The 23,696-nt window shown below is 66.5% G+C and carries 19 protein-coding genes; 8 read left to right on the top strand and 11 right to left on the bottom strand.

Annotated features, from left to right (window positions below; translation table 11 throughout):
* Positions 1 to 237: 237 nt before the first annotated feature.
* On the bottom strand, positions 238 to 696 hold the full coding sequence (locus tag ACQR10_RS31865) for an FKBP-type peptidyl-prolyl cis-trans isomerase (RefSeq protein WP_316178026.1): 459 nt from the start codon (positions 694 to 696) through the stop codon (positions 238 to 240).
* 839 nt (positions 697 to 1,535) lie between these two features.
* Positions 1,536 to 3,122: a gamma-glutamyltransferase gene (gene ggt, locus ACQR10_RS31860; RefSeq protein WP_315805858.1), complete on the bottom strand. Its 1,587-nt coding sequence runs from the start codon at positions 3,120 to 3,122 to the stop codon at positions 1,536 to 1,538.
* A 132-nt stretch (positions 3,123 to 3,254) separates the two neighbouring features.
* On the opposite strand from ggt, the gene ACQR10_RS31855 reads away from it, so the two are divergent.
* Together ACQR10_RS31855 and ACQR10_RS31850 are read left to right on the top strand one after the other, a co-directional pair.
* Positions 3,255 to 4,034, top strand: coding sequence for a rhodanese-related sulfurtransferase (locus ACQR10_RS31855; RefSeq protein WP_316218623.1), 780 nt, complete (start codon positions 3,255 to 3,257; stop codon positions 4,032 to 4,034).
* A complete protein-coding gene (locus ACQR10_RS31850; protein WP_316218624.1) occupies positions 4,021 to 4,248 on the top strand; it encodes a SlyX family protein in 228 nt (75 codons plus the stop codon). Before ACQR10_RS31855 ends, ACQR10_RS31850 begins: the two co-directional genes overlap by 14 nt.
* A 13-nt stretch (positions 4,249 to 4,261) precedes the next feature.
* On the opposite strand, the gene ACQR10_RS31845 is transcribed toward ACQR10_RS31850, so the two are convergent.
* Positions 4,262 to 6,172: a diguanylate cyclase gene (locus ACQR10_RS31845; RefSeq protein WP_316218625.1), complete on the bottom strand. Its 1,911-nt coding sequence runs from the start codon at positions 6,170 to 6,172 to the stop codon at positions 4,262 to 4,264.
* Positions 6,173 to 6,342: 170 nt separating this feature from the next.
* Positions 6,343 to 6,585 carry a hypothetical protein gene (locus ACQR10_RS31840; RefSeq protein ID WP_315805854.1) on the bottom strand — a complete coding sequence of 81 codons (243 nt, stop codon included), beginning with the start codon at positions 6,583 to 6,585 and terminating at the stop codon, positions 6,343 to 6,345.
* A 197-nt stretch (positions 6,586 to 6,782) separates the two neighbouring features.
* Between ACQR10_RS31840 and hemE the strand changes: the two genes are divergently transcribed.
* Positions 6,783 to 7,814 (top strand): uroporphyrinogen decarboxylase, encoded by a 1,032-nt coding sequence (gene hemE, locus ACQR10_RS31835; protein ID WP_410051469.1) that lies wholly within the window; start codon positions 6,783 to 6,785, stop codon positions 7,812 to 7,814.
* 4 nt (positions 7,815 to 7,818) lie between these two features.
* Here hemE and hemC read toward each other — a convergent pair whose 3' ends face one another.
* From hemC to ACQR10_RS31820, 3 genes are all read right to left on the bottom strand, one after another.
* Complete coding sequence (hemC, locus tag ACQR10_RS31830; RefSeq protein WP_316218627.1) at positions 7,819 to 8,796, bottom strand: hydroxymethylbilane synthase; 978 nt, start codon at positions 8,794 to 8,796, stop codon at positions 7,819 to 7,821.
* A gap of 15 nt (positions 8,797 to 8,811) precedes the next feature.
* Positions 8,812 to 10,437, bottom strand: coding sequence for a GMC family oxidoreductase (locus ACQR10_RS31825; RefSeq protein WP_316218628.1), 1,626 nt, complete (start codon positions 10,435 to 10,437; stop codon positions 8,812 to 8,814).
* Positions 10,438 to 10,533: 96 nt separating this feature from the next.
* Positions 10,534 to 11,712: an acetate/propionate family kinase gene (locus ACQR10_RS31820; protein ID WP_316218629.1), complete on the bottom strand. Its 1,179-nt coding sequence runs from the start codon at positions 11,710 to 11,712 to the stop codon at positions 10,534 to 10,536.
* A 171-nt stretch (positions 11,713 to 11,883) separates the two neighbouring features.
* Between ACQR10_RS31820 and ACQR10_RS31815 the strand changes: the two genes are divergently transcribed.
* Positions 11,884 to 12,918 carry a cobalamin-independent methionine synthase II family protein gene (locus tag ACQR10_RS31815; protein WP_316218630.1) on the top strand — a complete coding sequence of 345 codons (1,035 nt, stop codon included), beginning with the start codon at positions 11,884 to 11,886 and terminating at the stop codon, positions 12,916 to 12,918.
* Between the two features lie 139 nt (positions 12,919 to 13,057).
* On the top strand, positions 13,058 to 13,708 hold the full coding sequence (locus ACQR10_RS31810) for a hypothetical protein (protein WP_316218631.1): 651 nt from the start codon (positions 13,058 to 13,060) through the stop codon (positions 13,706 to 13,708).
* Positions 13,709 to 13,720: 12 nt separating this feature from the next.
* Here the strand turns inward: ACQR10_RS31810 and ACQR10_RS31805 are convergent, their stop codons facing one another.
* The 4 genes from ACQR10_RS31805 to ACQR10_RS31790 all read right to left on the bottom strand — a co-directional run bounded on the left by ACQR10_RS31805 (position 13,721) and on the right by ACQR10_RS31790 (position 17,436).
* Positions 13,721 to 14,701, bottom strand: coding sequence for a PDR/VanB family oxidoreductase (locus tag ACQR10_RS31805; protein WP_316218632.1), 981 nt, complete (start codon positions 14,699 to 14,701; stop codon positions 13,721 to 13,723).
* Between the two features lie 10 nt (positions 14,702 to 14,711).
* Positions 14,712 to 15,467 carry a GntR family transcriptional regulator gene (locus ACQR10_RS31800; RefSeq protein WP_315805847.1) on the bottom strand — a complete coding sequence of 252 codons (756 nt, stop codon included), beginning with the start codon at positions 15,465 to 15,467 and terminating at the stop codon, positions 14,712 to 14,714.
* A 6-nt stretch (positions 15,468 to 15,473) separates the two neighbouring features.
* Positions 15,474 to 16,517, bottom strand: a complete 1,044-nt coding sequence (locus ACQR10_RS31795; RefSeq protein ID WP_315805846.1) for an aromatic ring-hydroxylating dioxygenase subunit alpha — start codon at positions 16,515 to 16,517, stop codon at positions 15,474 to 15,476.
* Positions 16,518 to 16,827: 310 nt separating this feature from the next.
* A complete protein-coding gene (locus ACQR10_RS31790; protein ID WP_315805845.1) occupies positions 16,828 to 17,436 on the bottom strand; it encodes a nuclear transport factor 2 family protein in 609 nt (202 codons plus the stop codon).
* A gap of 1,200 nt (positions 17,437 to 18,636) precedes the next feature.
* Between ACQR10_RS31790 and ACQR10_RS31785 the strand changes: the two genes are divergently transcribed.
* The 3 genes from ACQR10_RS31785 to ACQR10_RS31775 are packed head-to-tail and all read left to right on the top strand — an operon-like array spanning position 18,637 to position 23,664.
* Positions 18,637 to 19,590 (top strand): ABC transporter ATP-binding protein, encoded by a 954-nt coding sequence (locus tag ACQR10_RS31785; protein ID WP_316218633.1) that lies wholly within the window; start codon positions 18,637 to 18,639, stop codon positions 19,588 to 19,590.
* Positions 19,583 to 22,519, top strand: a complete 2,937-nt coding sequence (locus ACQR10_RS31780; protein WP_316218634.1) for a Gldg family protein — start codon at positions 19,583 to 19,585, stop codon at positions 22,517 to 22,519. Before ACQR10_RS31785 ends, ACQR10_RS31780 begins: the two co-directional genes overlap by 8 nt.
* The gene (locus tag ACQR10_RS31775; protein WP_316218635.1) at positions 22,516 to 23,664 is read left to right on the top strand and encodes a DUF4340 domain-containing protein; all 1,149 of its coding nucleotides are present in this window, start codon (positions 22,516 to 22,518) and stop codon (positions 23,662 to 23,664) included. The genes ACQR10_RS31780 and ACQR10_RS31775 overlap by 4 nt, the downstream gene beginning before the upstream one ends.
* The last annotated feature ends 32 nt before the right edge of the window (positions 23,665 to 23,696 follow it).

The raw sequence follows: 23,696 nt of genomic DNA, 5'->3' as shown, positions 1-23,696 counted from the left end.
CATCTCCGAGAGCCGCCAAGAAAACGAGAATACCAAGCGTTAATTTGGTAAGTTAGCGCCAATGGGGGTATCTCTCCCCGAGCATCGCTCGCCGAAGGATACCCCTCACCCTATAGCGTTCGCGGATGGGCCGGTGATGTCCTCTCCCACCCTGGCGAAGCTCCGCTTCGCCTTGGGGGAGAGGACGCTGTATCGCACAGCACGCTTGCTGACCGAACCGCCGTCACTCGCCCAGACCTACTTCACGCCCAGCAGTTCGACGTCGAACATCAAGGTCGCGTTCGGCGGAATCACGCCGCCGGCACCGCGTGCGCCATAGCCGAGCTCGGGCGGAATGATCAGCGTGCGCTTGCCGCCGACCTTCATGGTGGCGACGCCCTCGTCCCAGCCGGCGATCACGCGCTTCATGCCGATCGGGAATTCGAACGGCTCGTTGCGATCCACAGACGAGTCGAATTTCTTGCCCTTCTGACCGTTCTCATAGAGCCAGCCCGTATAATGCATCACGCAGGTCTGACCGCGCGTCGGCGTCGCGCCGGTGCCTTCCTTGGTGTCGATGATCTGCAGTCCGGAGGGAGTGGTCATGGTCTTTCCTGTCGGTTGGGCGGAACTGGTCTGTGCCGAGACCGCGCGGGAGCCCAGCACGCCACCGGCCGCGGCCGATGCCGCCATCATCAGCGCAACTCTTCTGTTCATCGGACGCCGCATGCTCCAGACCGCCTCTGCTCGTTCACGGGAGCCGCGGTTTAGCCCAAGCGGGAGCGGCTGACCAGCCCGGCATCTGCTTCCGAAAAAAATAATCCTATTGCCAATAATCGGAAATCATGATTATCTCCGCGCATCCCGCCTCACCGCAGAGGGGCGTAGCGCGCGATCGTCACGACACGCGAGGCGGGGTGCGATGGCCGCGAGAGATCGCAGCATTCTCTTCGACGAGGATGCGGACGAACGATATCTTGCGGACGTGAAGTCGCAGCGTCCTGACACCCCGACGCTGGTGTCACCCGCGCGATGCGCAAGCATCGTCGCGGCATGGTGGCCAACAAGCCCGGCGCACCAGGGAGACTGCGTATAAGCGTGAAGACCGTCGCGCGGGGAATGCCGGAGTGTTCGGCTTTGCCTGTGGTACCTGCCGCCTGCATTCTTTTCGCAGGCGGGCCATGGGTGAGGCCCTCACCCGGCATTCCCTGCGCCCTCTGCATGATTGCGAGGGACGACCAAGTGCAGGCCTCGGGCGAGTCTCGCCGCGAGATCACGTCCTCATGTCTTCAACTCGATGGCTGTTTGAATTGTAAATCTGCCAAACCCACCGCTGTCGTCCCGGACAAGCCGTGACGCGCCAGCGCGTCGCGGCGCCGATCCGGGACCCATACGCCGCAGCAGACGTGATGGGCAAAAAGCCAATTGCCAGCCTGCCTCAAACCGCTCCCTGGGGGTATGGGTCCCGGCTCAAGGCCGGGACGACAGCGGAATGTGTGGACACGACAGGGCCCAAGCGCAGTGATGGTGAGATAGTCCGCGAGAACGCGCCCGCCTCAATATCCCAGCGCGCAGCCGTCCTTGCGCGGGTCGGAGCCGCCGGTGAGCGTGCCCTTGTCCCAGTCGATCCAGATCGCCTGGCCGCCGCCGAGCGGCGACACCACCTTGGTGGTCTTGTGACCGATCTTCTGCAAGCCTTCGACGACATCGGCCGGCACGCCGTCCTCGAGCTGATAGACGCCCTCGTAATGCAGGCCGCGCGCCATATCGATCGCTTCCTGCACGTCGCAGCCATAATCGAGGATGTTGGTCAGCACGTGGGTCTGGCCGACCGGCTGATACTGGCCGCCCATCACGCCGAACGACATCTGGGCGCGGCCGGCCTTGGTGGCGAGCGCCGGGATGATGGTGTGCAGCGGACGCTTGCCCGGACCGATGCAGTTCGGATGACCGGGCTGGATGCGGAAGCCGCCGGCGCGGTTCTGCAGCAGCACGCCGGTCTCGTTGGAGACGATGGCCGAGCCGAACGAATGCGCGATCGAGTTGATGAAGGAGCAGACGTTGCGGTCGCGGTCGACGACGGTGATGTAGACCGTCTCCGGATTCATCGGCGGCGCGACGTTCGGCAGATCGAGCAGCTTGTCGAGGCTGATCTGCGAGATGTACTCGTCGGCGAACTCCTTGGCGAGGATGCTCGCGACCTCGGTGGTCATGTGCGCGGGGTCGCCGATATGCTGCTCGCGCATCATGTAGGCGATGCGCGCGGCCTCGGCCTCGAGGTGGAAGCGCTCGACGCTGAGCGGATCGATCCGCGTGAGGTCGAAGCGGGAAAGAATGTTGAGCATCACCAGCATGGTGATGCCCGGGCCGTTCGGCGGGCACTGCCAGACGTCGTGATCCTTGTAGGTGGTGCCGATCGGCGAGGTCACCTCGGTCTGGTGATTGGCGAAGTCCTCCAGGGTGTGCAGGCCGCCGATGCCGCGCAGCGTCTGCACCATGTCCTCGGCGACCGCGCCGGTGTAGAAGCCCTTCGCCCCCTCCTTGGCGATCACGCGCAGCGTCTGCGCCAGCTCCGGCTGGCGGATCACGTCGCCGACCGCCGCCGCCTTGCCGCGCGGCAGGAAGTAGCGCGCGGTGTTGGTGCCGTTCTTGAGCTTCTCGAACTGGTTGTTCCAGTCAAAGGCCACCCGCGGCGCCACCACGTAGCCGTCCTCGGCGGCGCGGATCGCCGGCTGCAGCAGCCGGTCGAGGCCGAGCCGGCCATGGTCGTGCAGGATGCGCGCCCAGGCATCGATGGCACCGGGCACGGAGACGGCGTGGGCGGAAGTCAGCGGCACCGAATGGATCTTGCGCTCAAGGTACCAGTCCACGGTCGCGGCGGCAGGCGCCCGGCCCGAGCCGTTATAGGCCATGATCCGGCCCTCGCCCCTGGGCTGGACCAGGGCGAAGCAGTCGCCGCCGATACCGGTCGATTGCGGCTCGATCACTCCGAGCAGGGCGCAGGCTGCCACCGCCGCATCGGCCGCGGTGCCGCCGGCCCGCAGCACCTCGATCCCGGCCAGCGCCGCCTGCGGGTGCGATGTCGCGATCATTCCGTTCTGGGCGTGGACCGTCGACCTGCCGGGGAAATGGAAGCTTCTCATCGTTGCTCGCTGCGTGATCGTGTGGTGGTTGGAATACCAGTGCTGGCCGGCTACATCGCACATTCCTTCCGGGCTCGGCAATGCCCGGGGATACCAGCTTTTCTATGGTCAGCTCTGCTGGTAAACGGCCGCATGCCCCTCGCCGTCGCCGCCTTCTATCAGTTCGTCGCCCTGCCGGATTTTCGCGACCTGCGTGCGCCGCTCCACGCCTTTTGCGCCGAACGCGGCATCAAGGGCAGCGTCCTGCTGGCCGAGGAGGGCATCAACGGCACCGTGGCCGGGACCGAGCCGGCAATTGCCGCCCTCGTCGGCGAGTTTCGCGACGGAATGCTGTTCGCCGGCCGGCTGGACAATCTGGAGCTGAAATACTCGCGCGCCACCGCCATGCCGTTCCGGCGCCTCAAGGTGCGGCTGAAGCGGGAGATCGTGACGCTCGGCGATCCCGCCGCCGATCCGACCCGCCAGGTCGGGACCTATGTCAGTCCCGCCGATTGGAACGCGCTGATCGCAGCGCCCGATACCGTCGTGCTCGACACCCGCAATGCGTTCGAGGTGGCGATGGGCACGTTCGAGGGCGCAATCGATCCGGGCCTGCAGAGCTTCGGGCAGTTCAAGGATTTTGCCGCACGCGCGCTCGATCCTGCCAGGCACAAGCGGATCGCGATGTTCTGCACCGGCGGCATCCGCTGCGAGAAGGCGAGCGCGCTGCTGCTGGCGCGCGGCTTTTCCGAGGTCTACCACCTCAAGGGGGGCATCCTGAAATATCTCGAGGAGACCCCGGAATCCGAGAGCCGCTGGCGCGGCGGCTGTTTCGTGTTCGACGAACGGGTGGCGCTCGGTCACGGGCTGCGGGAGCACAGCGAGGCCACGATCAAGGCCGTTCCGGAGGGCGCACGCGATGAACAGCTCTGAGCAATCCAACGCGCAGCTCGGCGATCGGATCGACACGCTGGAGATGCGCCTGACGTTTCAGGACGACACGATCGAGACGCTGAACCAGACCATCACCGCGCAGTGGCGCGAGATCGATGCGCTGAAGCGACAGGTCGCCCTGCTGGTGGAGCGGCTCGAGGAGGCGCAAGGCAATACCGAGGGGCCGCGCAATGAGCCGCCGCCGCACTACTGAGCAGGCGGCGATCTCACGCCGGGACGGTCGCCGGCGCCTTGCCGGCGGGCAGGTCGACCACCTCGCCGGCCATGATCAGGCGGTCGCGGCCGGCGTCCTTCGCGGCATAGAGCGCGCGGTCGGCCGCCTCGATCAGCGAGGCCGGGCCGGCGGAGCGTTCGAAGCCCGGCCGGCACACCGCACCGCCGATGCTCGCGGTGACGATTCCCGCCGGGTTGTGATCGTGGACGATGCGGGCCTCGTGCAGTGCCCGCCTGATCCGCTCGCCGAGCCTGGCGCAGCCCCCGGCATCGGTGTTCGGCAGCAGGATGGCGAACTCCTCGCCGCCGTAGCGGGCGGCCAGATCCGAGCTGCGCTGCGCCTCGTCGGCGAGAATGCCGGCCACGGTGTGCAAGCACTCGTCGCCGGCCGGATGGCCATAGGCGTCGTTGAAGGCCTTGAAGTGGTCGATGTCGATCATCAGCAGCGCCAGCGAGGTCTTGTCGCGGTAGGCCCTGCCCCACTCCTCCAGCAGCCGCTCGTCGAACCGGCGGCGGTTGGCGAGCCCGGTGAGGCCGTCCTCGATGGCCAGTGTCTCGAGCCGGCCCTGCAGCGTCTTCTGCTGGGTCACGTCGCGGGTGACCGCGACGAAGCCGTCGAGCGCACCATCCGGCTGACGGGTGGCGCGGATCGTGGCCTCGACCCAGATCTCCGACTTGTCGCGGCGGCGCATGCGATAGGTGGCACGGGCTTCGTCGACGGCCCCTCGCCTGAGCTGATCGAGGATCTCCTGCAACTGCGGGCGATCGAGCGGATGCACGCCGGAGAGCGCGCGCTTGCCCAGGAGCTGCGACGGATGCCAGCCCAGCACGCGCATGGTCGAGGGCGAAACGTAGCCGATGCATTCGTCCAGCTCGATCCGCGTCACGATGTCGCTGGAGCCTTCGGCGAGCAGCCGGAAGTTTTCTTCCTTGGCGGCCAGCGCCGCGGCGAGCTGCTGGCGCTGCAGCAACTGCTTCGCGAGGAAGATGCCGATCGCAATGACGAGCGCGACCAGACAGACCAGCACCGTGAGCCGAATGAGCGCATCACGCTTCCATTCGGCCAGGACCTCCGCCTCCGTGCGCGTCACCAGAATGAGGAACGGATAGCGCTGCGCGTGCTGATAGAACCCGATGCGGTCGGACGTTTCGCCGAGCCGCCGGAAATGCAGCGTCCCCGACGCAGGATGATAGGGAATCGCTTCGAGGATGGCGCGCCCAACCGTCTGAGCGTCGGGCTCCGCATTGTCGGCGAGGACGGCTCCGTCCCGGCTCATCAGGCTGATCGTGCCCTGACGACCGACGGCAAACTGACGGTAGAACTGAGCAAAATAGGCAACGTCGATGGTTGCCAGCACGACGCCGCCGAACCGGCCATCCGCGTGATTCCAGCGCCGCGACAGGGTGATGACCCACTGGCCGCCAGCCCTGCTCTGCACCGGGCGACCGATCAGCAGCGAACGATCGGCGGAAACCCTGTGGTGCGCGAAGTAGTCGCGATCGGCATTGTTGTAGTTGGTGAGCGTGACGTCCTCGGTGGTCGCGAGCCAGTCGCCGTTTTCGCCATACGCGAAGATGCCGCGGATGCGCCCGAGATTGGGCTTCCTCGCCTTCAGGATCGTCTGCAGTCGGGTGATCGCGCCGGGCTTGCCGTCATCGGTTTCGAGGGCGGCGACGACGCCGCGCAACAGCGAATCCGCAAGCTCGAATGTGTCCTCGACGTGCTGGGTGAGCGAATGAGCGAGATTGCTGAGATCGGTTTCGGCATTTCGCACCTCCGCCTGGCGGGAGGTCCATTCGCCCCAGATGCTGAAAGCGAGAATGGCGACCGACACGAGCGCAAGCACGCCAGCCGCCCACATGGGCAGGCGGCCTCGATCAACTCTGGTCGCACCAACGTCCATTCCGCGGAACTCTCCGGACGCGCCGAGGTTCCCATGGACATCTTATTTAACTCTGAAATGCGGCTGCTCCGAAGGTGTCCTCAGCGGCCCGTAAGACTACGGCTGCTCCCGTACAAATACGGAGCCACACCGAGAAATCCGCGGTCGCAAGCGGCGTCCCGCTTGTTAGTTCAACGGGCGAACACCGATCGCACCTTGTCCCACAACGATGACGCATGCGCCGGATCGTGGTCGACGTCGTCGTCCTTCGCTCGGGTCGTCGAGGGCTGTTGCAGGCTCACCGGATCCGATGCCGGGAACGTATCCATCAGTCCCTTGTCGAGTTGCGTGGCCGTCTCACGATCGAGACGCGCGGCCTCGCGCGGATCGACCGCGTGCTTGTCGTGGGGCGCAGGATTGAATTTCTCAGCCATGGTCAATCTCCCTGTGGAACGACAACGCAGTGGCGAAAGACGTGTTCCGCGAGATGTGGCGGCCGGCGACCGCAATGACGCTCGTATCTCCCGCCGCTTCCGCGTCGATATCACCTTGGCCGGAACCGCGTGGGCATGTATCACGGACGGTAAACTGTTCCCGAAAGTTGCGGAGCCCCAGCGTGAGTGAGACTGCCGTGAACAAGCCCTTCATCGACGTGCTGGCCGGACGGCGGCAGAGCGTGCCCCCGATCTGGATGATGCGGCAGGCCGGCCGCTATTTGCCGGAGTACCGCGAGGTCCGCGCCAAGGCCGGCGGCTTTCTCGACCTCTGCTTCAATCCCGAACTCGCGGCCGAAGTCACGCTGCAGCCGATCCGGCGCTTCGGCTTCGATGCGGCGATCATCTTTTCCGACATTCTGGTGATCCCGCACGCGCTCGGCCGCAGCGTCCGCTTCGAAATCGGCGAAGGCCCGCGGCTGGACCCGCTCGATACGCCGGACAAGATCGCGACGCTGTCGGCGAAGGCCGATTTGTCGAAGCTGGAAGCGGTGTTCGAGGCGCTGCGCCGGGTGCGGGCCGAGCTGCCGCGGAGCACCGCGCTGATCGGCTTCTGCGGCGCCCCATGGACGGTCGCGACCTACATGGTCGCAGGCCAAGGCACGCCTGATCAGGCGCCAGCGCGGCTGCTCGCCTATCGGCATCCCGATGCGTTCGGCAGAATCATCGATGCGCTGGTCGACAGCTCGATCGCCTATCTCCTGAAGCAGCTGGAGGCCGGCGCCGACGCGCTGCAGATCTTCGACACCTGGGCCGGCGTGCTGTCGCCGCGCGAGTTCGCGCGCTGGTCCGTCGCGCCGACACGGCGCATCGTTGAGGGCGTCCGCAAGGTACGTCCGGATGCGAAGATCATCGGTTTTCCGCGCGGGGCCGGTGCATTGCTGCCCGGCTATGTCGCCGAAACCGGAATCGATGCCGTCAGCATCGACTGGACCGCGGAGCCGGGCCTCGTGCGCGAGAAGGTGCAGAGCAAGGTCGCGGTGCAGGGCAATCTCGATCCGCTGGCACTGATCACCGGCGGCGCGGCGCTCGACCAGGCGGTCGACGACGTGCTGGCGAGCTATTCCGGCGGCCGCCACATCTTCAACCTCGGCCACGGCATCCTGCCGGAAACCCCGATCGCCCATGTGGAGCAGATGCTGGCGCGGGTCCGCGCCTACAAGGGATGACTTGCTAGCGCGGCCGGCTGCGCTCGATCAGCTCCGCCGCGCCGTTGGCAAGCAGCTCGAGCCCGACCGCCCGGCCGAGCTCGCGCGGACGATCCGCCGGCGCCGAGCGCTGCGCCTCGATGAAGCGGCCGCCATCCTCGTCGAGAACAGAGGCGGTCAGCGTCAGCTGACCGCCGTCGATGGTCGAAAAGCCAGCGATCGGCGAGTTGCAGTGACCGTTGAGCACCCACAGCACCTCGCGCTCGGCGTCGGCGCAGGTCCGCGCCGCCGCATCGTCGATGGTCGCCAGGATGCGCCGCGTGTCCCAGTCGGAGGCCGGGCACTCGACGGCGACGATGCCCTGCCCGACCGCCGGCAGCATGTCGGCGACCGGGAAGTCGTAGGAGGCCCGGTCGGACAGGCCGACCCGTTCCAGCCCGGAGCGCGCCATGATCAGCGCATCAGCCGGCCCCACGGCGCCGCCGTCCGGCAGCTTCTGCAGCTCGCCATTGTCGAGCTTGCGGATGCGGGTATCGGCCGCGCCGCGAAAATGGATCAGCTCGGCCTGCGGAAACAGTCGTCGCGCATAGGCGGCCCGGCGCACGGCATTGGTGCCGATCTTGAAGCCCCGGCCGCCATCGTTGCGGAATTCGTCCAGCGACAGCCCCCGCCGCAGCACCAGCACGTCGCCCGGCGGATCGCGCGACAGCAGCGCCGCAACCACCAGCCCCGGCGTTTCCTCGTTGCCCGGCATGTCCTTCAGCGAGTGCATTGCTGCATGCAGCCTGCCATCCAGCATGGCACGGCGGATCTCGGCGACGAACGCCCCGCCCTTGCCGCCATGGGTGAGCAGCTTGCTGGTCTGGTCGGAATCGCCCGTCGTCTCGAACTTGACGATCTCGATGTCGAGCGACGGAATCGCGGCCTGCAGCCGGCGGGCGATCTCCTCCGTCTGCGCCAAGGCCATCGTGCTCTTGCGGGTGCCGATCCGGAAACGTGTCACGAACTCATTCCTGCGTCAGCGCGCGTCCTGCAAGATCATGTCGGAGGCCTTCTCCGCGATCATGATGACCGGCGCGTTGGTGTTGCCCGAAACCAGGTCCGGCATGATCGAGGCATCGACCACGCGCAGGCCGTCGATGCCGCGTACCCGCAGGCGCTGATCGACCACGGCGGCAGCGTCGGCCCCCATCCGGCAGGTCGAGGTCGGATGATAGATCGTGCTGCCGGTCTGCCGGCAATAGGCCAGGATGTCGTCATCGCTCACGATCTTGGACCCCGGATAGGCTTCATCCGAGACATACGGCCTCAAGGCCGGGGCCGCCAGGATTTTCCGCAGGATCCGGAGGCCATCGACGTTGGCCCGCCGGTCGGTTTCACTGGCGAGATAATTGATGCGGATTTCCGGCGGCACCGCCGGATCCGCGCTCCTGATCCGCAGCGAACCACGGCTTTCGGGCCTGAGCTGGCAGACCGAGGCGGTGAAGCCGGAGAAGGTGTGCAGCTTCTCGCCCATCTTGTCGGTCGAGAAGGGGATGAAGTGGATCTGGATGTCCGGGCTCGCAAGCCGCGGATCGGTCTTGAAGAATGCGCCGGCCGTCCCCGCCGCGATCGTCAGCGGACCGTTGCGGAAGGCCGCATAGCGTGCGCCAGCCAGCACCTTGCGCACCGGATTGTTGACGATGTCGTTGAGCGTGATGCGCTGGCTGCAGCGCATCACGATACGCACCTGCAGATGGTCCTGCAGGTCACTCCCGACACCGGGCGCATCGAGGACCACGTCGAGACCATGCTGCTTCAACAGCTCGGCCGGACCGACCCCGGACAGCTGCAGCAGTTGCGGCGAGTTGTAGGCGCCGCTCGACACCAGGATCTCCCTGCGGGCGCGGGCCGTCCGCATCCGGCCGCACTGGCTGAACGTGACGCCGCCGGCCCGGCGTCCCTCGAACACGATCCGCTGGGCCAGCGCGTCGGTCTCGACGTGCAGGTTGCTGCGACCGAGCGCCGGCCGCAGGTAGGAGGCCGCGGTGCTGGCGCGACGGCCGCGCCGGGTCGTCGTCTGGAAGAACCCCGCGCCCTCCTGGCTCGCACCATTGAAGTCGCCATTGAAGGGCAACCCGGCCTCGACCGCCGCCTTCACGAAGGCTTCAGACAAGGGGTCCTCGTGCCGCCAGTCGGACACCGGCAGCGGGCCGTCGATGCCATGATAGTCGTCGGCGCCGCGGGACTGATTTTCCGCCCGCTTGAAATAGGGCAGCACGTCGTCATAGCCCCAGCCGACATTGCCGCGCTGCCGCCAGCGGTCGTAGTCCTCGTGCTGACCGCGCACATAGAGCAGGCCGTTGATCGAGCTGGAGCCGCCGAGCACCTTGCCGCGCGGCTGAAACACCGAGCGGCCGTCGAGCCCCGGCTCCGGCTCGGTCTGGTACATCCAGTTGACGGTCTTTTCCTTGAACAGCTTGCCGTAGCCGAGCGGAACGTGGATCCAGATGTTGGTGTCCTTCGGACCGGCCTCGAGCAGCAGCACCGTGTGCTTGCCGTCACTGCTGAGCCTGTTGGCGAGAACGCACCCGGCCGAGCCGGCACCGACCACGATATAGTCGAACTCCAGGTCCGTCTCACGCAACGCTGCGCTGCCTTCCATCGCTTCCCCACCGGCCTTGTTGTTGTTTCATCTTCGATGATACCAAAAGCCGGCGCATGCAAGCGGCAAATCAGCAGGTCTGGTCGGCCATCTCAGTCATGACTGCTTCAGCAGCCGCGCGGCGTGCCGTGCGATCATCATCTCTTCATCGGTATTGACCACCCGCACACGCACCCGCGACTGGTCCGAAGAGATCAAGGAATGGCTCGCGCGGTTGCGGCTTTCGTCCAACGCGATCCCGAGCCACTCGAATCCTTGGCAGACGCGCTCGCGAATGCGCCATGCATGCTCGCCGATCCCGCCGCAGAACACCACCGCGTCGATGCCAGAGAGGATCGCGGCCATGGCGCCGAGCTCGCGCCTGATGCGGTCGACGAAGTAGTCGATCGCCTGCCGCGCCTCCGGCGTGCCGGCGGCCTCCAGTTCGCGCATGTCCTGCGACAACCCCGACAATCCCTTGAGGCCCGAGTGATTGTAGAGGAGATCGGTGACCGCCTCGGCCGTCATGCGCTTCTCCTCAAGCAGATAGAGAACGACGCCAGGGTCGAGCTGACCGCAGCGCGTGCCCATCGGCAGACCGTCGAGTGCCGTGAAGCCCATCGACGAACCGATGCTCTGCCCATCCCGGATCGCACACATCGAGGCGCCGTTGCCGAGATGCATCACGACCACCCGGCCCTTCTCGTCGAGCGGAGCGATCTCCTTCAATCGCGACACGACGTATTCATAGGACAGGCCGTGAAAGCCGTAGCGGCGGACGCCCTGATCGTAGAACTCGCGCGGCAAGGCGTAGGTGTCGTTAACCCAGGGGTGCGAGCGATGGAACGCGGTATCGAAACATGCGACCTGCATGGCGCCAGGAAAGGCGCGATGGGCGGCGCGGACACCAGAGAGATTGTGAGGCTGGTGCAGCGGCGCCAGCGGAATGAGCTTTTGCAGATCATTCAGAACATCGTCATTGACGACGATCGGCCGCGTGAATGCGAGCCCGCCATGAACGACGCGGTGACCGACGGCGTCGACTTCGGTGCGGCCGATGGCGCGCTGCAGGACCTCGAGCACGACGCCGAGAGCCGCTTCGTGATCGGCGGCGCTCGCTGCATCCAGGCGTTCATCGGCCAGCGGAGCGCCCCTCAGCTTTGCTTCGAGATGCGGCGCGTTACGGCCAAGCCCCTCGATCTGGCCATGCACGGTCTCGACAAGGACGGCATCTTCCTCGAACAAGGCGAATTTGATCGAGGATGAGCCGGAGTTGAGAGTCAGGATGTGTTGCATCGGTGATGCCGCCTCGTGACGAATGTTGAACTGATAAACTGCAGAAAATACGAATTATTTCCATGACGATCCGAAGACGAACAAAACGCTAGGTTGCATTCTGACACCGAATTATCGTCTGCCATCGTACCCAAGGTTGAGTCGGACCCGCGGGAGGGCCATTGCGTGAATATGCCTCGACATCTCCTCCCGACCACCGTGGTCGGAAGCTACCCGCAGCCGGATTGGCTGGTCGATCGCGCAATGCTCTCGAAATCCGTTCCTCGCATTCGCATGCAGGGCATGTGGCGCATTCCCCGGCCGCTGCTCGACGACGCCCAGGACGACGCGACCATCGTCGCGATCCACGACATGGAACAGGCGGGGATCGACATCGTGTCGGATGGCGAGATCCGGCGCGAAAGCTACTCCAACCGGTTCGCGACCGCGCTCGACGGCGTCGATGCCGACAATCCCGCCATCATCATCTCGCCGTCCGGGATCAAGACGCCAGTGCCGCGCGTCGTCGGTCCGATCCGGCGGACGCAGCCGGTCGAGCTGCGCGACATGGAGTTCCTCCGCCGTAACACCCGGCGTGCCGCCAAGATCACCCTGCCCGGGCCGTTCACATTGAGCCAGCAGGCCCAGGACGACTTCTACGGCGACGACGAGGCGCTCGCGATGGCTTTCGCCGAGGTCGTCAATGCCGAGGCCCGCGACCTGCAACGCGCCGGCGCCGACGTCATCCAGCTCGACGAGCCCTGGGTCCGCAACAATCCGCAGGCGGCGCGGCGCTATGCCGTCAAGGCGATCAACCGGGCTCTGGATCATATTACGGTGCCCACCATCGTTCACGTCTGCTTCGGTTATGCCGCCATCGTGCCGGGCGCCAGCAAGCCGAGCGGATATGCGTTCCTGGCCGAGCTTGCCGATTGCCACGCCGCGCAGATCGCGATCGAGGCGGCGCAGCCGCGGCTCGACCTCGGCGTTCTCAGAGATCTCTCGACCAAGACCATCGTGCTCGGCGTCCTCGATCTCGGCGATCCCGAGATCGAGCCGATCGCTGTCGTGGCCGAGCGCATCCGCAACGGCCTGAAAGTGGTGGCGCCGGAGCGGCTGGTCGTGGCGCCCGACTGTGGCATGAAATATCTGCCGCGCGCGACCGCCTTCGGGAAATTGAAGGCGATGTGCGCGGCGGCGGCGCGGGTGCGCGAGGAACTCGCCTGACAGCCCAATGTGGCAGATGCGGCGCATGTCGGGCGCGGCGCTCCACGATGGCGCCACCCTGCAAACCCATTTCCGGAATAAGGCAGGCGGTGAGCGCCGGGGGGTCGGCTGGCCCGATGTCGTCGCGAGGGAGGCTCCGATGGCCGTCTGCATCACGACGAGGAACGTCGCCGCCGCGATCGGCATGCTTGCCGGCGCAGCGGTGAGCGGGACCGCGATGGCCGACCCGCTCGACGATATCATGGGCGGCCTGATGCGCGACGCGCGCAGCTCGTTTGCGCGGATGGTGCCGATCGGGCTCGTGCCGACCATGCCATCGCTCCAGCCGCCTCCCATCCAGCAGCCAACGGCACTGCCACCACCCTCTCGGCCCGCGTTCCCGCCGCAGGCCCAGGCCGTCAAGCCGCAGGCGGCAGCGAAACCATTGCGCCCCCGGCCGCCGCTCAGTCCGGCCGCGGCGACGCTGGCGGCTGCCGATGCGGCCGAGACGGTCGCCGACGCCAATCTCGATGCCGCGCTGGCGGCCAACGAGAAGGCCATTTCCGACCGCGACGCGGCGGAGGCGGTGGCAAAGGCCAATCCCACCGCTGCCAACATCGCGGCGGCCAAGGCCGCGGCCGAGGCGGCGTACACCGCCGAAGCGAACCTCACCGACGCGCTATTGGCCGACAAGGAGACCGATGCACGCCTGAAGGCCGCACGCGCCGCCGTCGCAGCCGAGCAGAGCGGCCGGAAGTCCTCAGGCAAGCCGCCGTCGGCGACGCCGGTCAACCTGCTCGCCGACAAATAGCCGGCAGTGCGCTCACAGCGCGTCGGCCCGCTCCAGCGTATCGATCGTGACCACGCCGTGGGCGCGGGAAACGCAGGCGCAAAGCTTGCGGCTCTCGTGCTTCTGCTCGGCGCTGAAGAACACGTCGCGATGATCGATCTCGCCCTCGACTTCGACGACGTCAACCGCGCAGACGCCGCACTCGCCGCGCCGGCAATCCGCCATGACCTCGTGGCCGGCGGCATTGAGCACGTCGAGCATCGAGCGGTCGCGCGGCACCACGATCTCCTCGCCGCTGTCGCGCAGCCGGACCTTGAATGGCTCGGTCGACAGCCGGCCGCTCGATCCGAACGTCTCATAGCTGAGATCGGCCGGCGCGCGGCCGCACGCCGCCCACGCGCTGCGCGCGGCATCCAGCATCCGCATCGGTCCGCAGAACAGCACGGCTGCTCCGGACGGCAGACTCGAAAAAAGATCGGTCAGGTCGAGCCGCTGCGACTGGTCCGCGGCATACACCGCGAGACGGTCGCCGAGCAGCGCCGAGAGCTCATCGAGGTAGGCCGCATCACCGCGGGATCGCACCGCGTAATGCAGCGAGACGCTCGGCGTCTTGCGCAGCAGCGCATGCGCCGCCCCGACCAGCGGCGTGATGCCGATGCCGCCGGCGACCAGACAATAATGCTGATACTGCCAATCGACCTGCAGCAGCGAGGTCGGGCTCGCCACGTCCAGCCGCGCGCCGGGCTGCAGCGACCACAGATAGCGCGATCCGCCGCGGGAATCCTCGGCGAAGCGCACGGCGATCCGGTAGCCCCGCGGGTCCGCCTCGCCGACCAGCGAGTAGGAGCGGACATCGGGCTGGCCGGCGGCGAGGACGCCGACCTTGATGTGGCTGCCGACCGCATAGGGCGCGCAGACATAGCCGTCGGGCCGCAGGATGAATTCGCGGATGCCCGGCGCAAGGTCGCGTGTCGAGACCAGGGTCGCAGGCGACCAATTGTCCTGGAAACGCATGATCGCCTCCTCAGCCGTTGATCTGCGTCTTGATCAGCACCGCCGCCGGCACCAGGTCCATCGGACCACGCGCCTTCACGGCCAGCCGCAGGTTGCGGGCGGCCAGCCGGGCATGCTCACGCATGATGCTCTCGGCGCGGGCGCCCTCGCGGTTCTCGATCGCATCGATGACGATGCGGTGATGCTCCTGCGCGACCACCAGGATGTGGCGCGCCTCCGGCAGCGCCGATTGCGCCATCACGAATCCGCTCGGCGAGGCGAACGGCAGCGCGCTGGCGCGGTCGACCTGGCGGATCACCGGCGGACTGCGCGACAACTCGGCCAGCAAGGCATGAAAGCGCGCATTCAGCGCCACATAGGCCGAGAAGCCGTCGAAGGAGAGCTCGGCGGGCGCGATCAGTTCGTCGATCTGGGCGAGGCATTCGCGCATCGGCTCGGTGTCGCGCACGGACACGCCGCGCTCGGCGGCGAGCCGCGCCGCCAGTCCTTCCATCGTGCCGCGCACCTCGATGGAGTCGAGCACGTCGCGCTCGGAGAACGATTTCACCATGAAGCCGCCGGACGGAATCGCCTCCAGCAGCCCCTCCTCCTCGAGCCGGACCAGCGCCATGCGCACCGGCGTGCGGGAGACGCCGGCGGCCTCGACCGCCTGCAGCTCGGATATGCGCTCACCGGGGCGCAAGCCGCCGGTGAGGATCAGGTCGCGCAAGGTGAGCTGCGCTCGGACGGTCTGCGAGATCGAACGCTCGCTGTCACGCTCGGCCATTCCATTCTACTCCGCGGCTTCACGCAGCGGCGTTTCGCGCGCGATCATCCGATCGATGATCCGCCGTGCCCACATTGCGCCTGCATCGATGTTGAGATTGTAGAACACGCGCCCCGGATTCTCGTCCATCGCGCGCTGCTGCGCTTCCAGGATCAGTTCGTCCTCGCGGAAGATGCCCGACACACCCTCGCGGATCTCGGTCGTCAGCCGCTGCTCGGTGAGCTGGTAGTTGCGGGCGAACGCCCAGAAATAATGGCAGGTCGTGTCGGTCTCCGGCGTGATGGTGTTGAGCACCATGCCGTTGACGCCCTGCGAGCGGTCACCCTCCGGCGCGCCCGTCCCGGTCGGCGCGACGCCGACGTCGATCGTCACCGTGCACGGCGCCTCGAAGCGGATGATCTGCCAGCGGTCCACCAGGCCCGGCTTGCCGAGCTGCTTCGCCCAGAATGGGGGCGGCTCGATGCCGCGCATCCAGCGCGTCACGGTGGCGGTGCGCTCGCCATGGGTGACGTCGAACGGCGCTTCGGCCACCGCGTCGTTGCCGATCGACGAGCCGTGCACGAAGGTCTCGTGCGTGAGATCCATCAGATTGTCGACCACCAGCCGGTAGTCGCATTTGACGTGGATGGTCTTGCCGTCGCCGGCCCAGGCCGGATCGTGATTCCAGTGCATGTCGGGAATAATAGCGGGATCGGCCAGCGCCGGATCGCCCATCCACAGCCAGATGAACCGATGCCGTTCGACCGCCGGATAGGCACGTACGCAGGCCGAGGGATTGATGGTCTCCTGCGACGGCATGAAGGTGCAGCGGCCCTGCGGGCTGAATTTCAGGCCATGATAGCCGCAAACGACGGTGTCGCCTTCCAGCCGGCCCTTGGACAGCGGCACCAGCCGGTGCCAGCAGGCATCTTCGAGCGCGGCGATGGTGCCATCGGCCTTGCGGTACATCACGACGTGCTTGCCGCAGATCGTCCGCGGCAGCAGGGCCTGCTTGACCTCGGCGTCCCAGGCCGCGGCGTACCATGCATTCATCGGAAAAGAAGCGGCCATGGCGTGTCCTCGTGTCGGTATACTTCCAACTGAGCATTGTATACAGCAAGCAAAGGATGAGACGCAAGTTCCGCCTTCTTTCGGCAAAAACTGCCGATCCTGTATACAACACCCGCGCGACGGTTCCGCTCCAAGGAACAAGGCTGACAGACAATCCTTTCTGATTCAGGTACTTGCGCTGATTCCTCGCTACGCACTCCGAGCCACAGTCACCCGCTCTGTAACGGCACCAGAGATCCGCCGGATCAGCCCCTCACGGCGAGAGCTGGTCCCGTTCGGAGCGCGGCTCCGGCGAGGCAGGGGTCGACGATCACAGCCCCTCGCCCCGAAGCCACGCGGCGCCGCGCGCATAGAGCGCTTCGACCTCCGGCCCCTTCAGCCCGGGCATGTCGCGCTTCACCGTGTAGCCGATGCGCGTCTGCAGATAAGCGAGATGCCGATACCCCACGGGAAACTGCTCCAGCAGCGCACGGTCCAGCGCCGGCACCGCGCCGGGCGTCACCGGGTCCATGCGGTCCTTCTCGTAGATCGGCTGGCGCAGCACGATGCCCCATTTGCCCGCGCGCTTCTCGAGGAAGTCGTAGAAGCGGCCGGTGCACAGCACGTCGCAGACGACGCCCTCGACCTCGGCCCGCTGCGAGATCGTCATCTTGGTCTGGGAGATCGCGCGATGACCGGCGAGATCGACCGAGATGCCGCCGAGGAAGTGCAGGATGTTGACGCCCTTGGCCCAGGCCGCCTTGCTGATCTCGATGAACTCGTCGCCGGTGCCCTGCGTCCACGTCGCCATCATCCGCCCATCCGGATGCCACACCGTGCGGAAGCGCTCCCAATCGCCCGCATCGCGCCAGATCGCCCAGTTCTGCAACAGCTCGCGAATCTGGCGGTCGTCCTCGATCTCGGCGGCGGTCTTGGTCATGGTGGTTTCCTCTTTGCGTTGTTGCTGCTGGATACGGGATCGGGAGTGCGCTGCAAAGGCACGGCTGATCATGGCTGCCCGGTGCGTGCGACAAATTCGGTGTCGTCCCGGCCTTGAGCCGGGACCCAGAACCACCGGCCCTCGGGGTGAGGCGAGATCGGTCGGCCATCATGCCTCGAACGTCTCCCTGGGGTGGGTCCTGGATCGGCGCGCGCGTGGCGCGCTTGTCCGGGACGACACCGAATGTGAGGCGAGCGCGTGCTCCCCGCGGCGCGCAGCGCCCGAGTGATGCATTCGTCATGCCCCTCTGAACAACGAGAGGGCGCGAGGAAGGCCGGACCTCGGCTGAGGCCCGTGGCCCGCCTGCTCAAAAGAATGCAGGCGGCAGGTACCACAGGTACAGCCGGACAGACCCGGCCTTCCCCGCGCGATAGTTTTACGGTGTCCTTCGTGCTCTCCCTGGGGATCGGCTTTCTTGCCCCCATTTTGCGACAACGCGCCTTTGGCGCGTTGCGCAGACCTCAGCGTCGAGAGGCCAGGACCACACGACTTCGCCGTCCGTGCCAACCGCGCTCGTCGCGCGCAGCCGTCACGTCCATCGCAGCCCACCTCAACGTTCGTGACGACGCGTACGTCCCTCTGCTCGAGGCGGGTTGCCCGCATATAAGCACGATTTCTGAAAAAGCGCAATCTCATTTATTTGGCGCAGGGCGATCACCGCCAGATGCCCTCGGCGTCCGCGAGGGACCGGACAGCCCCATGCGCGGCCCGCAGGGATGCGAGGAGCATGGCAGGCTGCGGCTGCAACGCGAGCTTTCGCCCTTGCCCGCTCACATCCAATTGACCGGTCGTGATCGATCCAGGGCGGCTGCCCCCGCTTGATTCATCCGATCGCGTTCGATTAGTTAGCCGCAACCAACAGAACGGCGGGAAACAAACGCTTCACGACCTCCCAAGGTGTTGCACAAGGCTTCGTCGCACGATGTGCTCTTCCGGATGATGACTCCCCCCATCGCATAGGCCGGGCCGCTCTGAACCGCTGCGCTCGGCGCGCCGATCTCTCAGCTTCCATGCCGACGACCACCGGTTCGGTCGGCCCGATCCTCTCAGCTGCATCCGACGCGCGTGCCGCCGGTGATTGATCCTGCATGTCGATCAGGATCCGGCGCCGCGACGGCCAACTCAGGAGCGACACGTCACATGATCTCCGCCGAACACCTGACCCGCCAATACGGGTCATTCACCGCCGTCGACGACGTCTCCTTTGAGGTCGGCGACGGCGAGATCGTCGGCCTGCTCGGGCACAATGGCGCCGGCAAGACCACCATCATGAAAATGCTGACGGGCTATCTCGAGCCGACCGCCGGCACGGCGACCATTCATGGCCACGACATCGGCAGGCAGCGCCGGCAGGCGCAGGCACTGATCGGCTACCTGTCCGAGAATTGTCCGCTGTATCCCGAGATGACAGTGGTCGAATTCCTCGACTACGCGGCGGAGCTGAGAGGAATCCCGCCGGGCGCCCGGGCGCAGGCGCTGCGCGATGCCATCGCCGCGACCGGCCTTGCGGAAAAGGCCACCGCGCCGATCGCGAGCCTGTCGCGCGGCTACCGGCAGCGCACCGGCGTCGCACAGGCGATCCTGCACAAGCCGAAGATCGTGATCCTCGACGAGCCGACCAACGGCCTCGATCCGTCGCAGATCGCGCAGATGCGGGGATTGATCCGGGATCTCGCGAAGACAGCCACCGTGATCCTGTCGACCCATATCCTGCAGGAGGTGCGCGCCGTGTGCGAGCGCGTGCTGGTGATCAACCGCGGCCGGCTGGCGCTCGACACAAGGATGAGCGATCTCGGCGGTCCCGGCCGGCTGCGTCTCGTCACCAGCGGGCCGCCCGACCTGGTCGAGCGGCTGGTCACGGGGATTGGGCTCGTGAAGAGCGTGGAGCGGCTGACGGCGGCCGAGCCCGGCCATGCCTATGCCCTCAACCTCAATGGCCACGCGGCGAGCGCCGTGGCGCCGGCCGTCGCCCGCGTCATCACCGACAACAAGCTCGATCTGTTCGCCCTGCATCCCGAACAGCGCGATCTCGAAACCCTGTTTGCCGACATCACCGGCGCCGGCGCGCCGACCCCGGAGGCCCTGCATGCATAACGTTCTTCGTATCGCTCGCAAGGAGCTGGCCGTCTTCTTCGCCTCGCCCGCGGCCTTCATCTTCATGGCCGCGTTCCTCGCCGTCACCCTGTTCCTGTTCTTCTGGGTCGACCGCTTCTTCGCCCGCAACATCGCCGACGTCCGGCCGCTGTTCGAATGGATGCCGGTGCTGATGATCTTCATCGTGTCGGCCATCACGATGCGGATGTGGAGCGAGGAGCGGCGCGCCGGCACGCTGGAGTTCCTGCTGACATCGCCGGTCGCGCCGCTGCAGCTGGTGCTCGGCAAGTTCCTCGCCTGCCTCGCTTTGGTCGCGATCGCGCTGGCGCTGACGCTGCCGCTCCCGATCACGGTCTCCATGATCGGCCGGCTCGACTGGGGACCGGTGGCCGGCGGCTATCTCGCCGCGCTGGCCCTCGCCTCCGCCTACATCTCGATTGGCCTGTTCGTCAGCGCCCGCTCAGACAACCAGGTCATCAGCCTGATCGTCTCCACCCTGATCTGCGGCGCGTTCTATCTGCTCGGCTCCAACACGCTGACCTCGCTGACCGGCAACGAAGGCGGCGAACTGCTGCGCCAGCTCGGGGCCGGGTCGCGCTTCGAGTCGATCGCCCGCGGCGTCATCGACCTGCGCGACCTCTATTACTATCTCAGCATTTTCGGCGTCTTCCTGGTGCTCAATCTCTATGTGCTGGAGAGCCTGCGCTGGTCGTCGCAGGGCCGCGCGCCGCAGCACCGGCGCTGGCGCATGGTGGCCGCGCTCACGGTGGCCAATCTCGTCGCCGTCAACCTGTGGCTCGGCCAGCTCCCGGCCGCACGGGCCGATCTCACCGCGGGACACATCTACTCGATCTCGGACGAGACAAAGAGCTATCTCGGCCAGCTGCAGGAGCCGCTGCTGATCCGCGGCTATTTCAGCGCTCAGACCCACCCGCTGCTGGCGCCGCTGGTGCCGCGGCTGCGCGATCTCCTGAAGGAGTACGAGATCGCAGGACAAGGCAAGGTCCGGGTCGAGTTCGTCGACCCGATGCAGAACGCCGCGCTCGAGGCGGAAGCCAACAAGCAGTACGGCATCCAGCCGGTGCCGTTCCAGACCTCGAGCAAGTATCAGGCGTCGGTGACCAACTCCTACTTCAACATCCTCGTCAAATATGGCGATGAGTACACGACGCTCGGTTTCCGCGATCTCATCGAGGTCAAGGAGCGCGGTGACGGCGACAGCGAGCTCGACGTCAATCTGCGCAATCCCGAGTATACGATCACGCGCGCGATCAAGAAGGTGCTGAACGGCTATCGCGGCTCCGGCGACGTTCTGGCCGGCCTGCCGCAGCCGGTGACGCTCGAGGCCTATATCTCGGCCAAGAACCTGCCCGAGCCGCTCGCCAAGCTGAAGACCGCGCTGCAGGAGCTGATCAAGGACTACCAGAGCAAGACGCCGGGCAAGCTTGACGCGAAGATCGTCGATCCCGACGCCGATGGCGGACAGATCGCCAAGACCCTGCAGGACGAATACGGCCTCGAGCCGCTTTCGGTCGGCCTGCTCAACCCGAAACGCTTCTGGTTCCATTTGATCCTGAAGAGCGGCGACAAGACCGAGCAGATCCAGCTGCCGGAGCAGCTCGACAAGGACGGCTTGAAGCGCAACATCGACGCCGAGCTGAAGCGCTTCACGCCCGGCGCGCTGCGCACCGTCGCGCTGTACACCCCGCCGGCGCAGCAGCCGATGCCGCAGCTCGGCATCCCCGGCAGCAGTGGGCCGTCGTTCGATCTGCTGCAGCAGAAGCTGCAGGAGAACACGCTCGTCGACGCCACCCAGCTGAAGGATGGACGCGTTCCCGAACGCGCCGACATCCTGTTCGTCGCCTCGCCGCAGCAGCTCGATCAGAAGCAGCTGTTCGCCGTCGATCAGTTCCTGATGAAGGGGGGCACGGTGATCGTCGCCACCTCGCCCTATCAGCCGTCGCTGCGCGGCAATCTCGACGTGACCAAGACGCCGTCCGGCCTGGAGGACTGGCTGGCGTTCCAGGGCGTGAAGGTCGGCGACAGCATGGTGCTCGACCGCCAGAACGCCTCGTTCCCGATCCCGAGCGAGCGCGACGTCGGCGGCGGCATCAAGGTGCGGCAGATCCGGCTGATGGACTACCCGTTCTTCGCCGACATCCGCAGCGACGGGCTGGCGCAGGGCGCGGCACCCTCGGCCGGCACCCAGCAGCTGACGCTGTCCTGGGCCTCGCCATTGACGATCGACGCCGACAAGGTCGGCAAGAAGCGAAAGATCGTCGATCTGATCCAGAGCTCGCCGCATTCATGGACCGCCAAGACGACCAACGTCGTGCCGGACTTCAAGGCGCATCCCGACACCGGCTTCCCTCCTGCAGACAAGCAGGGGCGCCAGCTGATCGGGGCCATGATGGAGGGTGAGTTCACGTCGTTCTTCGCCGGCAAGCCGTCGCCTCTCGCCAAGGACGCTGCTGAGCCCAAACCCGACGCAAAGGCTGATGCAAAGCCCGATGACGCGGCGAAGACGGCGGCTGCCGACGCCAAGCCCAGCATCACCGGCGTGATCTCCCGCTCGCCCGAAAGCGCGCGGCTGATCGTGATCGGCTCGGGCACTTTCCTGTCGGACGACGTGCTGCAGCTCGCCTCCAGCGTCGACCGCACGCAGTATCTGGCGCCGCTCGACTTCGCACAGAACCTGGTCGACTGGTCGCTGGAGGACCGCGGGCTGCTGGCGCTGCGCAGCCGCGGCGGCCAGTTCTCGCGCACGCTCGCCCCGATGCAGAGCGGCGGCCAGATGTTCTGGGAATACCTGAACTATGCGCTCGCGCTCGCAGGGCTCGCCCTCGTCTACATCGTGCGCCGCGCGCTGCGGCTCGGCGCCCAACGGAGATATCTCAACATGCTCGGCATCGCGGAGGCGCGGACATGAAAGGGCTTCCCATCCTGCTCACGGCGCTGCTGGGTGGCCAGCTCGCGCTGGCTCTCACCTTCGCGGTCAACCGTTCCGATCATGCCGCGTTCGACGCCAAGGAGCCGCTGGTCGCGTTCGCGCCGGCCAAGGTCGATCAGGTCGCGATCGACGACGATGCCGGCCACACCGTCACCCTCGCGCGCAAGGACGGCAAATGGGTGATCCCCGCCTTGGCCGACTTTCCCGCCGACACGACGAAGGTCAATGGCCTGCTCGACCGCATCGCCGGCCTGAAGAAGGGCTGGCCGATCGCGAAGACCGAGGCCGCAGCCGAGCGCTTCAAGGTCACCGAAAAGGTTCATGAGCGCCGCGTGGTGCTGACGAGCGGCGGCAGCCGGGTCGGTGCGCTCCTGGTCGGGACCTCGCCGGCGTATCGCCAGGTGCATGTGCGGGCCGGCGATGCCTCTCCGGTCTTTGCCGTCGAGCTGGCGACCTACGACATCGGCGCGGAGCCCAGCGCCTGGATGCAGCACGACATGCTGGACACGCCGCGCGACAAGATCGCCAGCGTCAATGTCGGCGACGTCACCATCGATGGCAAGGACGGCAAGTTCACGCTGGCGGGGCTCGGCAAGGACGAGAAGCCGCGGCCCGACAAGATCGACGCCCTGGTCAGCGCGATGGCGCATCCCCCCTTCGATAACGTGCGCGGCAAGGGCAAGGCGGCGCTGGCGCAGACGGATGCGCCCGACGTCACCGTCACGCTGAAGCGGACCGATGGAAGCGCGCTGACCTATCGCTACAAGAAGGACGCCGGTGGGGGCTATCTGTTCACGCGGTCGGCGGAGGACTATCTCTTCCATGTCAACGCCGACGCCGCCGCGCCGGTCGTGCCGGCCACGCGCGCGGCATTGATCGAGCCGCCGAAACCGGACAAGGCGCCGGACGCCAAGAGCTCGAACGACAACAGCTCGAACAATAAGAGTTCGGACAACAAGGGCGCAGACGCCAAGAACCCTGATGACAACGTTAAGAAGGCCGAGACCTCAGGCACCAAGACGGATCAGGCGCCGGCAGCGTCAGAGGCTGTTCCGCCGTCATCCCATGGCGCCGAGCAGGCCGCTCACGGCGGCGCGGAACCGCCAAAGTCGCCCGGCGGCTAGCGTACCGCGATGCGCAAATCCGGCTTCGCTGC

It is taken from the genome of Bradyrhizobium sp. HKCCYLRH2060, assembly GCF_051168135.1.
Taxonomy (GTDB): Bacteria; Pseudomonadota; Alphaproteobacteria; order Rhizobiales; family Xanthobacteraceae; genus Bradyrhizobium.
This window is presented reverse-complemented; position numbering and strand designations above follow the sequence as displayed.